14 protein-coding genes are annotated in these 15,257 nt (G+C 34.0%); 5 read left to right on the top strand and 9 right to left on the bottom strand.

Annotated elements, in window-relative coordinates; translation table 11 throughout:
• The 4 genes from ACQUQZ_RS11365 to ACQUQZ_RS11380 form a co-directional block, all read right to left on the bottom strand.
• Nucleotides 1-714: a 16S rRNA (uracil(1498)-N(3))-methyltransferase gene (locus ACQUQZ_RS11365; protein ID WP_435355050.1), complete on the bottom strand. Its 714-nt coding sequence runs from the start codon at nucleotides 712-714 to the stop codon at nucleotides 1-3.
• Between the two features lie 2 nt (nucleotides 715-716).
• Entirely contained in the window at nucleotides 717-2,486 is a 1,770-nt protein-coding gene (locus tag ACQUQZ_RS11370) for a sialate O-acetylesterase (RefSeq protein WP_435355051.1), read from the bottom strand.
• A 301-nt stretch (nucleotides 2,487-2,787) separates the two neighbouring features.
• The gene (locus tag ACQUQZ_RS11375) at nucleotides 2,788-3,534 is read right to left on the bottom strand and encodes a L,D-transpeptidase family protein (protein WP_435355052.1); all 747 of its coding nucleotides are present in this window, start codon (nucleotides 3,532-3,534) and stop codon (nucleotides 2,788-2,790) included.
• Between the two features lie 97 nt (nucleotides 3,535-3,631).
• On the bottom strand, nucleotides 3,632-4,438 hold the full coding sequence (locus tag ACQUQZ_RS11380) for an alpha/beta hydrolase (RefSeq protein ID WP_435355053.1): 807 nt from the start codon (nucleotides 4,436-4,438) through the stop codon (nucleotides 3,632-3,634).
• A gap of 335 nt (nucleotides 4,439-4,773) precedes the next feature.
• Here ACQUQZ_RS11380 and ACQUQZ_RS11385 point away from each other — a divergent pair, with 335 nt between their 5' ends.
• The 5 genes from ACQUQZ_RS11385 to ACQUQZ_RS11405 all read left to right on the top strand — a co-directional run bounded on the left by ACQUQZ_RS11385 (nucleotide 4,774) and on the right by ACQUQZ_RS11405 (nucleotide 9,968).
• Entirely contained in the window at nucleotides 4,774-5,484 is a 711-nt protein-coding gene (locus ACQUQZ_RS11385) for an alpha/beta fold hydrolase (protein ID WP_435355054.1), read from the top strand.
• Nucleotides 5,485-5,579: 95 nt separating this feature from the next.
• Complete coding sequence (locus tag ACQUQZ_RS11390; RefSeq protein WP_435355055.1) at nucleotides 5,580-6,578, top strand: ATP-grasp domain-containing protein; 999 nt, start codon at nucleotides 5,580-5,582, stop codon at nucleotides 6,576-6,578.
• 122 nt (nucleotides 6,579-6,700) lie between these two features.
• Nucleotides 6,701-7,798, top strand: a complete 1,098-nt coding sequence (locus ACQUQZ_RS11395) for a carboxylate-amine ligase (protein ID WP_435355056.1) — start codon at nucleotides 6,701-6,703, stop codon at nucleotides 7,796-7,798.
• Nucleotides 7,799-7,919: 121 nt separating this feature from the next.
• A complete protein-coding gene (locus ACQUQZ_RS11400) occupies nucleotides 7,920-8,732 on the top strand; it encodes a type 1 glutamine amidotransferase (RefSeq protein WP_435355057.1) in 813 nt (270 codons plus the stop codon).
• Nucleotides 8,733-8,771: 39 nt separating this feature from the next.
• Complete coding sequence (locus ACQUQZ_RS11405; protein ID WP_435355058.1) at nucleotides 8,772-9,968, top strand: hypothetical protein; 1,197 nt, start codon at nucleotides 8,772-8,774, stop codon at nucleotides 9,966-9,968.
• A gap of 47 nt (nucleotides 9,969-10,015) precedes the next feature.
• Here ACQUQZ_RS11405 and ACQUQZ_RS11410 read toward each other — a convergent pair whose 3' ends face one another.
• The 5 genes from ACQUQZ_RS11410 to ACQUQZ_RS11430 form a co-directional block, all read right to left on the bottom strand.
• Entirely contained in the window at nucleotides 10,016-10,663 is a 648-nt protein-coding gene (locus tag ACQUQZ_RS11410; protein ID WP_435355059.1) for a hypothetical protein, read from the bottom strand.
• 90 nt (nucleotides 10,664-10,753) lie between these two features.
• Nucleotides 10,754-11,842: a family 20 glycosylhydrolase gene (locus ACQUQZ_RS11415; RefSeq protein WP_435355060.1), complete on the bottom strand. Its 1,089-nt coding sequence runs from the start codon at nucleotides 11,840-11,842 to the stop codon at nucleotides 10,754-10,756.
• Between the two features lie 164 nt (nucleotides 11,843-12,006).
• On the bottom strand, nucleotides 12,007-12,330 hold the full coding sequence (locus tag ACQUQZ_RS11420) for a hypothetical protein (RefSeq protein ID WP_435355061.1): 324 nt from the start codon (nucleotides 12,328-12,330) through the stop codon (nucleotides 12,007-12,009).
• Nucleotides 12,323-12,574, bottom strand: a complete 252-nt coding sequence (locus tag ACQUQZ_RS11425) for a hypothetical protein (protein ID WP_435355062.1) — start codon at nucleotides 12,572-12,574, stop codon at nucleotides 12,323-12,325. Before ACQUQZ_RS11425 ends, ACQUQZ_RS11420 begins: the two co-directional genes overlap by 8 nt.
• A gap of 133 nt (nucleotides 12,575-12,707) precedes the next feature.
• Nucleotides 12,708-14,981 (bottom strand): aconitate hydratase, encoded by a 2,274-nt coding sequence (locus tag ACQUQZ_RS11430; RefSeq protein ID WP_435355063.1) that lies wholly within the window; start codon nucleotides 14,979-14,981, stop codon nucleotides 12,708-12,710.
• Nucleotides 14,982-15,257: the final 276 nt, after the last annotated feature.

Genomic DNA, 15,257 nt, shown 5'->3' on the forward strand with positions numbered 1-15,257 from the left:
CTAAATTAAATTAATAATTGTACAAGCTACCACACCAGCTGTTTCGGTTCTAAGTCTTGATTTTCCAAGCATAACTACTTGAAAACCAGATTTTTGTGCTTTTATTACTTCGTTCTCTGAAAAATCTCCTTCTGGCCCAATTAATAAACAATAGGATGTATTGGGTTCAATAATTTTAACTAATGGTTGAGCATCATCTGTCAGATGAGCGATTAATTTTTGTTTGACCTTACTTTGCTCCATTATTTTTAAAAAGGAGTCAAAATCTATCAATTCGTTTATTTTAGGCAAATAAGCTTTTAAGGACTGTTTCATTGCTGAAATAGCTATTTTTTCAAGACGTTCAACTTTCTGATTTTTGCGTTCAGAATGTATAGTTTGAATCAAAGATATTTCATCAATACCGATTTCAACACATTTTTCGATAAACCACTCAATACGGTCGGCATTTTTGGTTGGAGCAATGGCAATATGAAGATAAATATCACTTTTCTGAAAATCATGCTGTTCAGAAAGAATAGTAAATTCACACTTCTTATCATTAGGTTTGCTTATTTCACATTCATAAAGCCCCCCTTTTCCATCTACTACATGAATGATGTCTTTGGAGTTTTTACGTAATACCTTAATACAATGTCGAGAATCTTCTTCATTAAGAAAATTTGTATTCTCACGTGAGATACTCCGTATATTAGGTTGATAAAAAAGAAGCATGTTTAGTTGTTTTGGCAACCACCAATTTCGGCTGAGAAATCACTTCCCAAAGCAGCATCAAAACCGTGGTTCAAATCGATATACTTTTTAGCCTCCAAATATAGTTGTTTTGCGTTACTAATTGTAACGATTGCAGCAATAGAAATATTTGCACCTACATAAGAAAGATTAGGTAATGTCTTTAAATTAACATTTTCGAGACATTTGAGGGTAATTTCTTTAATTCCGGATTGTTTTGTGGGAGCATTATCAGCATGAATCCTATAAAAATAGGTTTTTCCTAAATTTACTTGTGTATCATAGTAAATATATCCCTTTATAGTGCCAATCTCTACAAAACTGTCTGAATTATCGATCGAACGCTCGATATGATATTTGGTTTGATTATTTCCATTCCAAGTAAGCTTAACCATAATATCTTCATGAGCAAGAAGCGATAGTTCAATGGAAGGTTGAGGTGTTGGCGGAATAATAACAATAGGAGGTGTAATAGGATCAGGTGGCGTAATAGGTGCATCTCCGCCAATAGCAACATTATCAAAACTAAACGCTCTCATTCCCATCGCATTTTTCAGATGTCCACCTTCATAGACATAAGAACCAAATTCACCGTACGATGAAGGTAAATATGAGACATATTTTGCATTTTGTACGTTAGAAACAGTCAAATAAATTTTATTAGCATTCGCTTCTCCTCCTTGAATAACATCATTTTTTCCATCAATGTAGATAAAGTTTTTCATTTGATATAGAAAATCTTTAACAATCGTATCTTTAGGATAAACCATTTGCATGGCATTGTCAAACTCCAAAACTAATTTGTTATTTTCCCAAAAAGCTCTTTGCAAATCAGGTGAATAAACTTGTCCAGACAAGTTGTCATGATATATTTCTTTCCCAATTATTCTTGAAAGTTCAAATGCAGTTTGAGAATACCCAGCTAACGTATAATGAAGTCCATCGTAGCCAACTGTACCAACCGTACTCATTGTTGAGATTTTGGGGTATAAGTATTTTGTTCTTCGTTGAAAATCCCTCAATGAAGCAGCCTTACCATTGTTAAGCGTAAGAATATTAAGTTGTGTATTGAAAAGTCTTGTTAAATTTGGGTAATCACCAACTATGTTTTTATAAAGTTTATCAAATTCGGCAGCGTACTCTTGCGACTCGACTGGATACGAACCATCTGTTTCGCCATGTCTAAAAATAATATATTTAATTTGATTTCTCAAATCACTAAAATCGGTCTTCAATAGCATTTTACCATAATCAGTATTCTTATCAGTCGGATTTGATGTATTTCTGTCATTCAACGCTTTTATATTTGAGCCACCAACCGATGCCTGAATAATACCTACAGGATATTCATATTTTCCACATAAATAACGCATTAGCTCCATCGCTCCAGTGCCTGGCCAATGAGACGTTTCAAACGGTAAAAACCATTCACTATCGCCATTATCATAATTAAAGACATCAAAAAATCTAATAAGCGGATTGGGAACTGGTCTATAGGTTTCAATGCCACCAGTTCCTAAAGCATTAGATTGACCGTAAATAAGAAAAATATCACCCACAGCTACTCTTGTTGCAGTTTGCATTTCTCTTGTCGCATCTAAGTATAATTTTACCGTATAGTTGTATTTACCTGCTTTAAGTTTTGGCGAAAAGTCAAAAGATTTTGATGCTTCTAAATTGATTGTATTCTGAGAAAATACATTCCCATCTTGCAAAACAATCAGTGAAACAGAAGAGTGGCCATTTTCAGTCACAGTGCCTTTTACAGATAAAATAGCCTCGTTTTGATTATCCCTTTGTAAAACTTGATTGTTTTTTGGGAATTTTTGGTAGTTTATTTGCGAAGAAACGCTGTGCCAACAACAAATAAGCAGGCAAAATAAGAGTATAGGATGATATTTAGAGTATAATTTGGGTAACACTGTTCCTAATTTTAAAACTATATTTTTAAGAGAAGAAAAAAGCGTGCCAAAATTTTATTGCTCTGCTCAATACACAAAAAAAGTATGGCATTCCATTATAAATACCATACTTTTGATATATATATCAAAAAAATTAATTTACGAGATATTTTCCAGCTTCGTCAATTACAATATTTGGAAGTATTCTATTATTTTCAAAAGCATCATAAGCTGGTTTAAGCCAAGACCAAAATTGCAGAAGCGACTGGTTTGATGCGTATTCTTGTTTTAAACTATTATAGGCAATATCATCAAGTTTGGAAGGAAATATATGCACATTGATTGTTCCACCAGCATTTTTTGCTTTGGCGGCAAGCAAGTATAATTCTTTGATATTTTCATTCCCAATTGGAATACATCCAATTGTCACACAATCTCCATGAATGAAAATATTATCTCCAGGGTTTAATTTATCGGCAAAAACTAAGTCAGATTTGTTTGGATAATTTACTCTAAAGGAAAGGTGATATTGGCTTTGAGGGTTAAAAGAATCAATAATATAAAAACCTTCTGGGATTTGTCTATCACCTGAACGACGTTTAGGGCCAAGAACGCCTGTATTCGCACAAAAATCATACGTTTTTAATAGTGCATAAGACCCATTCCCTTTATTTTTAGCCCAAACTTCCAGTTTTTGTTCTTTCTTAAAACCTCTTAAAAAAAGTTCAAAATCCGTAGAATTAATACCCTGAGCCAACAATATTTCCTCAACAATTTTCCTTTTTTCTCGATTAGCAGCTTGTACTCTTGGGAATTTTAATTGCTGAGTTAAAAAATCGACAGGTGGAATCATTGACATGATGATAAAGGTCAGAAAAAACAGCGTTAAGTTTTTTTTCATCTTTTTTTTTGTATTTGTAATTTAGCGAACATAAATTTTATAAAAAAATATTATAAAACCATACTTTTTAGAACATAATTTAACAATTCAATCAAAACTACTCTTTCCCAAACAACCATTTCAAAAAAATTGGCATAGCTTCACTCCATGTTTGTTGATTATGCTCTCCTTCTTTAATTTCATAATAACTTATATCTTTTCCATTTTGATAACCTTTGTTTATTAATTCAGTGATTAAGTCTTGGGTATCATCAATTGAGTCAATTACTCCATTTCCATTTCTATCATCTTTTTCGTCGTTAGTGCCACACTCGAACCAAAATTTTTGTCCTTCATGAAACACACCATTTCTGATTAAAACATGCATAATTCTATCATTGTGATCATCATACCCATCTTCATAGGCTTTTTTACGCCACCAAAACGAACCACTAAAAACACCTACTTTTGAAAATTTGTCTGGATTTGCCCAAACAATATCAATCGCTGATAGGCCGCCGAGCGAAAAGCCTGCAAAAAAATTATCTTCTTTTTGACTTGAAACATGGTAGTTAGTAACAATTTTTACATATAATTCATTGATTATAAAATCATTGTATTGTTGTGCTAAATTTCCTCTCTGCTTATAATCTGGCATCGCTGCAGTGCCATATTCTTTCATTCGATTCTCATTGGTATGAATTGCAACCAAAACAAATGGTATAATTTCATTCGATCGGTATAGTTTATTTAATGTACTTTCAATTTTTAGAGCAGTCATGTCCTGCCCATCATTCAAATATAATACACTTAGCTTATCTGGAATATTTTCGTAATTGGGTGGTAAAATCACATCAAAAATTACATCTCTTTTAAGGAATTTTGAATGTATTTTTAAATCATTAATTAAAGTAATTTGTTGCACTTGAGAATAGGTTTTTATTGAAAAAATAAAGGGCAAAAATAGTAAAATAGTATTCTTTTTGATAAAAAAATTAGAAATCATTTGTTTAATAGCTTAAATTCTGTTAATATTTCAAAAAAATATTTGTTTCGGCAAAATTACAAATTCATAATTCCAAATCAGAAAAAACAAACAATACAATATTTTATTTTTTAAATAAATAATAATACAAAATTTTACTTAGATTACAAGTTTCAACATTAACTAAAATCAAAATATTATTTGGCAAAATATTTTATTGTTTAAAAACAAAGTGCGAATTTTGCACTCTCAAAAAACTTCATATTAAAAAGTTTATGCAAGAAAAACACATAAAATTTTATTCTCATATCATGGGAAGAGACATTGATTTATTGGTAAGCGGACATTGGGGCTATCCTATATTAATGTTTCCAACATCTATGGGAAATTATCTTCAAAACAAAGATTTTGGATTATTAGATACCGTTAGCGATTTAGTTGACGCAGGAAAGATAAAACTATATAATGTAGCAAGTATTGATTTTGATAGTTTCTATGCAAAAGATTTACCTGCACAAATCAAAATTCACAATTATAATCTTTATACTCGATTTTTGAAGGAAGAATTAGTACCAGCTATACAAACTGAATGTAGTGTTCATCGAATTGGCGTAGCTGGGTGTAGCTTTGGTGGGTATCATTGCACCAATTTTGCCTTAAAATATCCTGATATAGTTGCACATTTATTTAGTATGAGTGGTGCTTTTAGTATTAAAAGTTTTATGAAGGGTTATTACGATGATAACGTATATTTCAATGACCCAATGGACTTTATGCAAAATGCTGAAAGTTGGAAATATAATCATTTAAACATAGTATTAGGTACTTCGGATTGGGATATTTGTAGAGAAGACAATTTAAATATGTCAAGACTATTAGGCAATAAAGGGATCAATCATTGGTATGATGAGAAACGTTGGGCTAGTCACGATTGGCCCCTATGGAAAATGATGTTTTCGGAATACGTCAGAAAAATGGAACTTTAAAAATGATATTTTATATTAAAATACAAAAATAAGCTTTAAAAACCAATAGCATTTACATACCATCAAAACAAGTCCCCCATCGAGGGTAAAAAAACATGAAAAAAATAGGCATATTATTTGGAATGGAAGATACCTTCCCTTGGGCATTTATTGAACAAGTAAATAAAACTGCTCCAAAAGGCATCATTGCTGAGGCTGTTCAAATAGATAAAGTCGAGCAAGGTGTACCAACAGACTACGCAGTGATCATCGACAGAATTTCGCAAGATGTACCATTTTATAGAGCATATCTCAAAAATGCAGCACTTTGCGGTACAGCAGTTATTAACAATCCGTTTTGGTGGAGTGCAGACGAAAAGTTTTTTAATAACTGTTTAGCAGTGAAATTAGGTGTTCCAGTACCAAAAACTGTACTTTTACCCTCTAGAGAAAGACCCACAGATACCACTGAAAAATCTTTCCGCAATTTGGTAAATCCTTTAGACTGGGGTTACATTTTTAATCAAATTGGTTTTCCTGCCTACATGAAGCCTCATGCAGGTGGCGGCTGGAAAAGCGTTTATAGAGTTGATAATCCTGATGATTTGTGGCAAAAACACGCAGAAACAGGTCAGTTAGTGATGCTACTACAAGAAGAAATTCAATTTACAGACTACTATCGTTGTTATTGTCTTAATGGCAAATATGTGCATATTATGCCTTATGAACCAAGAAATCCGCATCATTTGAGATATGCAACTCAACCAAAAACGCAAGGTGAAGAGCATAAAAAGTTGATGGCAACCATTACTGATTATGTACTAAAATTGAACCATGCTTTGGGTTATGATTTCAATACTGTTGAGTTTGCAATCCGTGATGGGATTCCTTATGCCATTGATTTTTGCAATCCAGCACCTGATGCAGATATTCATTCGGTAGGTCAAACAAACTATGACTGGATTGTTGAAAATGCAGCAAAAATGGCCATTGAACGAGCTATTGCTCAAAAAGATGGTAAAGATAACTGTACTTGGGGAACATTTGTTGGCAATGCCGCAGTGGCAAATATACCAACTGCATCAGAGAAAAAAGCTCCGACTAAGAAAAAGTAATATTTTAAGCCTTCTGAACTTTAATGTTCAGAAGGCTTTTTGGTCAAACGTAAAATTTGCAGAGTAATTATCAATTATTCATTTTTACATCGCACGGGCGACCCCGTCTCCATTAACTTACTATGGCTTTATTTACATTAGGTATTGAAGAAGAATTCCAAACAATTGACCCAAAAACACGTGAGCTAAGGTCACACATGTCAAAATTGGTTGAGGGTGGGCAGGTAATTTTGCAAGAAAGAATCAAGCAGGAAATGCACCAAGCCGTAGTGGAGATGATTTCGAGTGTTTGTGAGAATATTCAACAAGCACGTGAAGAAGTTACTTATTTAAGAAGGATGTTGTTTGATTTGGCTGCAAAACAAAACCTTCATATCGCTGCCGCAGGAACTCACCCTTTTTCTGATTGGCAAAAACAACTTATTACTGAAGATGCACGTTACGACAAGCTTATCGACGATATGCGTGACGTAGCTCGTTCTAATTTGATTTTTGGTTTGCATGTACATGTTGGCATTCCAAGTCGTGAAGAAGGGATGCAAATCCTTAATGCTGCGAGATACTTTTTGCCTCATATTTATGCTCTTTCGACCAATTCACCATTTTGGTGTGGCCGAAATACTGGTTTTAAATCTTATCGCTCAAAAGTTTTTGATAAATTCCCTCGTACAGGGATTCCAGATTACTTTTCAAGTGTAGCTGAATATGATAATTATGTAAATTTACTTATCAAAACTAACTGTATTGATAACGGAAAAAAAATTTGGTGGGACATTCGTTTACATCCTTTCTATCCAACTGTAGAATTTAGGATTTGTGATATCCCTATGAGAGTCGATGAAACAATCTGTTTGGCGGCTTTAATGCAAGCAATTGTTGCAAAATTGCATAAACTTCATCAACAAAATTTAAGTTTTCGCCCTTATCACCGAATGTTAATTAGCGAAAACAAATGGCGTGCTGCTCGCTACGGCGTACAAGGCAATTTGATTGATTTTGGAAAAGAGATAGAAGTACCTTACTCTCACCTTGCCGAAGAATTGATGGAATTTGTCGATGATGTTTTGGATGAACTCGGTAGTAGGAAAGAAGTTGAATATATCCATGAAATTTTAAAAATGGGAAGCGGAGCTGACCGCCAATTGAAAGTTTTTGAAGAAACTAAAAGCCTAAAAAGTGTTGTTGACTATATCGTAAGCGAAACAAAAGTAGGACTATGATTGATTGACGATTTACGATTTTTTGATTTACGATTGTAAAAATATTTTTATTCAATCTTAATTATAGCGGCAAACCGTTCAAAAATCGTCAATCATCAATCAAAAATCGTAAATCAAAAGAATGAATATTGCAATTTTAGATATGTACAATGGCAGAGCCAACGAAGGAATGCGTTGTATAAAAATGCTATGCGAGCGATTTTTAGCTCAAGATGGTATGAATGGCCATTACGAAATTTTTGATGTAAGGCAAAAAAACGAAATACCCGATATCAAAAATTTTAATATATTCATCTCAACTGGTGGTCCTGGTAACCCATTACCAGAAGGCCACGATTGGGAAGAAGGTTTCAACTGTTTTATTGACCAAGTATTCTTGCATAACAAACAATCAGAAGAAAAAAAATATCTATTTTTGATATGTCACTCATTCCAAATTGCAAGTCATTATCTGCAATTGGGTGAAGTCTGTAAACGTCGTTCTACTTCCTTTGGAGTAATGCCAATTCACAGAACAGACGATGGTGCAGAGGAATTTTTATTTGAAAAACTACCTGACATTTTCTACGCCGTTGATTCAAGAGATTACCAATTGATTCAACCAAATTGGTCAAGAATACACGATTTTGGAGCAAAATTACTTTGTTTAGAAAAAATTAGAGAACATATCCCATTAGAACGGGCAATCATGGCTATACGCTTCTCAGATGAGGTATTTGGTACACAATTTCATCCTGAAGCCGACTCTGAGGGTATGATGCGGTATTTTAAACAAGAAGAAAAAATGATTGCTATCATTAGTGAATATGGTGTTGAAAAATACGAAGAAATGATCGACCGCCTCGACGACCCAGATAAAATTATGCTTACTGAGGCAGTAATTATTCCAACATTTTTGAATCATGCTGCTGAACAAATTTTAGCATTAGCTTGAGAAATATCTCATTTATTAAGTGACGAAAAAAAAGAACCTATGATTCCCAAAATCAGACAACAATTCAATGAAAGTTTTTCGCAAGAAAAATACGATGCAATGATTGCAGAAATTCAACAAGAATTTCCTAATCAACTTGATTTTAGAGTGGCTGAAACACCAGTTTTTGTTCCAAAAGACTTAAAAATCAAACTTTTGCAGGCTTGCAATGACATTATCGAAGTTTTACTAAAACCTGATTTCAAAGAAAAAACACAACGAGCCATTCCTTCAAATCAAAATGTACCAAATGAAGACGAACACCCAAGTTTTTTAGCAATTGATTTTGCTGTTTGTAAAGATGAGTCTGGCAATTTATCTCCTCAACTCATTGAATTACAAGGATTTCCTTCGCTTTTTGCATACCAATGGTATTTAGGTCAGAAATACCGCAAGTTTTTCTATGACCCTCGTAATTTTAGTCAATATTTCAATCGCCTTTCATTTGCTTCCTATGTGGATGAAATGAAAAAAGTACTTTTGGCAGACGAAAATCCAGAAAATGTAATTTTACTTGAAATCTATCCAGAAAAACAAAAGACTCGATTGGATTTTGAAATTACTAAACAACTTTGGGGAATTGAACCTGTATGTTTAACAAAAATAAAAAAAGTAGGCAAGAAACTTTTCTATGAAAAAGCGGGTAAAACCATTGAAATAAAACGCATCTATAACCGACTGATTTTTGATGATTTGCTACAAAACTTCCCTAATTTAGAGACTAATTTTAAAATGACTGATGAAATTGAAGCTAAATGGGTAACACATCCCAATTGGTTTTTCAGAATTAGTAAATTTACCTTGCCACTTTTGAAAAGTACTTATGTCCCACAAAGTTTCTTTTTATCAGATTTAAAAGAATATCCTTCTGATTTAGAAAACTATGTATTAAAACCGTTGTTTTCTTTCGCTGGAAGTGGTGTGAAACTACATTTTACAAAAGCAGATTTAGATGTTATTCAAGATAAAGAAAATTATCTAATTCAGAAAAAAGTAAAGTATGAACCTATAATTGAAGACAAAGAAGGGAATTTGATAAAAACTGAAATCCGGATGCTATTCACTTGGGAAGATAATGCTTCTCGACCAAAATTAGTTACAAACTTGGCTCGCTTAAGTCGTGGAGAAATGATTGGAGTAAACTTTAATAAAAACTTCGATTGGGTTGGTGGAAGTTGTGCTTTTTTTGAGGATTAATAAGTTTCCAAAGGCATGATTAAAATCATGCCTTTGGAAAAAAACAATTATTTAGGCAATAATTTTAGAGCTGTAATTATATTTTGCGTTCTTTCTTCATAATAACCTACAACTCTTTTACCGTTTACGGCAACCATTTCTTTCGTTACAAAGAAATCAAATGATAAAGTAGTATTCTCTTTTGTAGTGATTGTTACTGTTCCAGGCAAATCTCCAGGCGTTTCTTCGTCAGCACCTTTCAAAATTCCAACAACTCTCTTCGTTTCTGGTTTGATTTCAATCGGTGCCTCATTGGTAATTGATTTTCCATTTACTTGAACATCAAGTAAAGCATTTGTTGGTTCAGATTTGTATAGAAAAGAAACATATTTACCAACTCCATCACGCATTTTATTAATATCAGCTCCAGGAACTTCCTCTAAATTGACAGTGAAATACTCTTCAAATTTTCTCTCTGGAAACTCAATTCTAAGCGTTGCAATTGGATAACCAGAATCTTCAACTTCCTTTAAGAGTCCCATTTCTCTTATTTCGTCATCTTTTGGAGTTAACTCGCTCTCGGTTTCTGGAGTTGTAGCTGAGGCTACAGTATCAGCGACTGTTGTAGAATCTGTATTAGTTGTTTGGTTTTCTTTGGAAGCACAAGAAATAAAAATAGTAAAAATTAAAGCAGCAGTTAAGGTTTTAAAATTCATTGTTGATAATAGGTTTTAGGTTAAGATCCAAAATTACTTTTTTTGCTACAAATTTTAACGTTTTATGAAGAATATTTTAAGCTTTGTAGCTCAATTTTGTTGTATTTTATTTATCTCTTCAAAAATTGCTCTAAAACAATTGGCTTGCGAATCTCCTTCTTTTTTGCTGTAAAACTCTTCCAAAAAGTTACCCACGCCCGACCAAACAGTTTGCATTATCCCTTGATATTTTCCTTTCATTTCTGGTGTTGCACTTGCCTTAAATCTAACTAAGTCCTGCACTTGGCTCACTCCTACCGCTGGCATTCTCCACGGACAAGTAATCACATTGAATCCTTTCATGGCAAAAAGCACGGCAGTTGGCAATGGTTGTTCATAATGCCAGTCACAAATAGTGACATTTTTTGAAATCAAATCAATGGCTCGGTGTGTATTGTTAAAACTTCCCTCCCAAATACCAATGCCAGTTGTTTTTCCATCAATCAATCTATCTCCCCAAATCCAAAGATTTCTATTTTTCAATGTTAAGTGATTTTGAATTAGATTTACTTCGCCAGCAAATAACTCAGCTTTGTCTTTACCACTGCATCTTGGACATTTTTCATCACCCAAATAAAAAACCTCGTCCATTCCCGCATGAAAAGCTGTAGACTCAAAAACATCACAAATTTCATCAACTAAAGCAAAAACTACTTTATGCACGCCCTCATGTAATGGACAATAGCTTTTGCAATACAAACCATCAGCATTTGGCCAAACATATTTTTCGGGCATTTTTACATGTGGAGTTTCATCAAATTCGGGGTAAACTTTTAGCAAATTGGTAATTTTACTCGCCCAAGATTGATGCCCCAATAAATTGATTTGCGGTATTAAATTAATATTATTGGCTTGACAAGCCTTTACAAGTTTCTTCACATCTGCTTTAGAAAGTGCATTGGCATCTCTTAATTCGGGGTGACTTTCAAACTGAAAATTAAAATCCACTCGTAGAATGAGTGTATTTACACCTCGCCTTGCCAATTCTTCATTGATAAATTTTATAAAAGGTTCAACTTCTTTAGTATTGGGTGAACCAATACAAAATCCACGTACAGGAAAAAGGCTATCTTTTTTTGATTGAGCAAAAGAGCTTATGCTTAAAAGAAAGGTAAATAAAAGTAAAATTTTAGCTTTCATGTTGATTGGTGTAATTGAGTTAATAGAATTCCTATTTCAGTTTATACGTTCTTATTCCATTTTTTTAGCTTATAAAATTCAAAGGCAAGGCTTGGTAGAAATGTAAAAAAGTAGAGCAAAAGTAGTAGTTTGTATAGTTTTGTGGTTTTCATTTTGCAATTTTATTAAGCCAATTCTTTCAGTAATTCATCTAATTCATTAGGCAATAAGTCTTCTTTTACTTTTTTATCATAAATGGTAAGCAAGATAACTTCTTTATTTTCTGTAATAACATAAGTAACAATTCTTGCTCCTCCACGCTTACCTTTTCCTTTACTTTTAATGGCAAGCCTAATTTTGAAGCATGATTTACCCAAGGGTGTTCCTTTCGTAGGGTTGTGTGCTAATTCCGCTCCAAGTTCAAAAAGTTCTTGTCGTAATGAAGCATATTTTTTTAGTAAGGATTTAGCATTTTTCTCAAAACTTTGAACAGGGATTACATTATACATCTTCTAAAAATTCTTTTAAAGTACGTAGCTTAATCTTCCCTTCCTTATAAAGTTTCACTTCCTCCAAACCTTCCTTGATACGTGCTACAAGCTCCGCTTTGGTCATTTCTTCTTCCTCCTCTCTTTCTTTTACCAAAATAGAGACCAATTTTGCTTTTTGCTTTTTTGGTAATTGCTTCGCTATATCAGTTATTTGGCTAAAAGTTAGCTGAATGTTTGTATTAATATTTGCTACCGCTTTCATTGTATTATTAGATTGATTTTCATTATATCAAAAATAAGTGTTTTATTAATATCTGACAAATTTCAAATTGAAAGTAATAAAAAAGTACCTCAAAATTGCTTTCAAGGTACTTTTTAATATTATCAATCAAAACTTAATGTTTCGCAGCCTCAGCAGCAATCAAATTCAAGGCAGAACCTGCTTTAAACCAACCGATTTGACTTGCATTATAAGTATGATTCAATTTGATTTCATCTTTAGAGCCATCTTTGTGATTAGCAACCAATGTCAATGGAACGCCTTCAGTAAAAGTGGTCAAACCTAAAATATCCAAAGAATCGTCTTCTTGAATTTTGTCATAATCCGCAGGATTAGCAAATGTCAAGCCTAACATACCTTGTTTTTTCAAGTTTGTTTCGTGAATACGAGCGAATGAACGAACGATGATTGCACGAACTCCCAAATGACGAGGCTCCATCGCTGCATGTTCACGAGATGAACCTTCACCATAGTTTTCATCACCGATAACGATTGAACCTACACCAGCGGCTTTATAAGCTCGTTGTACTGTTGGAACTTCGCCGTATTGGCCTGTTAATTGATTTTTTACTGAATTTGCTTTGCCATTGGCAAAGTTGATCGCTCCAATCAATAGATTGTTTGAGATATTATCCAAGTGACCACGGAATTTCAACCACGGACCAGCCATTGAAATATGGTCAGTTGTACATTTTCCTTTAGCTTTAATCAACAATTTCAAACCTTTCAAATCCGTACCTTCCCAAGCTTTGAATGGCTCTAATAATTGTAAACGGTCAGATTTTGGATTTACCGCTACTTTCACTTTACTACCATCTTTCTTAGGTTTTTGATAACCTGCATCTTTCACATCAAAGCCCAACGGAGGCAACTCAACACCAAATGGATTTTCCAATTTTACTTGTTCTCCATTTTCATTGGTCAAGAAATCTTTGGCAGGATTGAAAGTTAAATCACCTGCAATAGCAAATGCGGTTACGATTTCTGGCGATGCCACAAATGCGTGCGTATTTGGATTTCCATCGGCACGTTTAGCGAAGTTACGATTGAATGACGTGATGATTGAGTTTCTCTCACCTTTCTCTGCACCATGCCTTGCCCATTGACCAATACAAGGACCACAAGCGTTGGCTAAAACAACACCACCAATCGCATCAAATTTAGACAAAATACCATCACGCTCTGCAGTAAAACGAACTAATTCAGAACCTGGAGTGATCGTAAATTCTGCTTTTGCTTTGATATTTTTTGCGGCTGCTTGTGAAGCAATTGAAGCGGCACGAGTCATATCTTCATAAGAAGAGTTGGTACACGAACCAATCAAACCTACATCTAATTTTTGTGGCCATTTATTTTTAATTACCGCTTTAGCAAATTTAGACAATGGCCATGCCAAATCTGGCGTGAAAGGACCATTGATTCTTGGCTCAAGTCTTGAAAGGTTAATTTCAATTACTTGGTCATAATATAATTCTGGATTATCGATACATTCTTGGTCAGGACGTAACAAATCTTTGATTCCGTTAGCTAACGAAGCAACTTTTGCACGACCAGTGGCTTTCAAATAAGAAGCCATCTTTTTGTCATAACCAAAAAGTGATGTTGTAGCACCGATTTCAGCACCCATATTACATATAGTACCTTTACCAGTAGCAGAAAGTGCATCCGCACCTTTACCAATATACTCAACGATCGCACCTGTTCCACCTTTTACAGTCAACTGACCAGCAACTTCCAAGATAACGTCTTTTGCAGAAGCCCATCCTTTGAGTTTACCTGTCAATTTAACACCAATTAATTTAGGCATTTTCAATTCCCAAGCTAATCCCGCCATTACGTCGCAAGCATCTGCTCCACCAACTCCAATTGCAACCATGCCCAAACCACCTGCATTCGGTGTGTGTGAGTCAGTTCCAATCATCATACCACCTGGGAAAGCGTAATTTTCGATAACAACTTGGTGAATAATACCTGCTCCTGCTTTCCAGAACCCAATACCATATTTATTCGATACTGATGCCAAGAAATCATAAACTTCTTTATTTTTATCGGTAGCAATTTTTAAATCTTCAGTTGCACCAACTTTTGCTTGAATCAAGTGGTCGCAATGAACTGTCGAAGGAACAGCCACTTGCGGACGACCTGCCGACATAAATTGTAACAAAGCCATTTGAGCAGTTGCATCTTGCATCGCCACACGGTCTGGAGCAAAATCAACATAATCAACACCTCTGCTATATGCTTTGGTAGCAGCACCTTCGCATAAATGGGAATAAAGAATTTTTTCTGCCAAAGTAAGTGGTTTACCAGTTGCCTTGCGAGCAGCGGCTACTCTCTCTGGCATTCGAGCGTAAACGCTCTTAATCATATCTAAGTCAAAAACTGCCATTTGTTAAAAAATTTAGGATATATTGTTACCGAATATTCTTTTTAAGAAATCTTGTATTGTAACAAAATTACGAAACAAGAATTAATATACAGAAGGTTTTGTTGCAAAAATAGGATACGAATCATGTAAATACAATGTTTCGGACTGAATATCTTAAAATTCATCAAAATATTATCATTTACTGCCAACAAAAACCCAAAAAGCTGTCATAATTTTAACTTTCAAAGTTAAACTATCTGAATGGGAAAATTAAAGAAATGATAAATTTTAAGCAAT

Origin of the sequence: Emticicia sp. SJ17W-69, assembly GCF_051209875.1 — a bacterium.
Lineage (GTDB): Bacteria > Bacteroidota > Bacteroidia > Cytophagales > Spirosomataceae > Emticicia.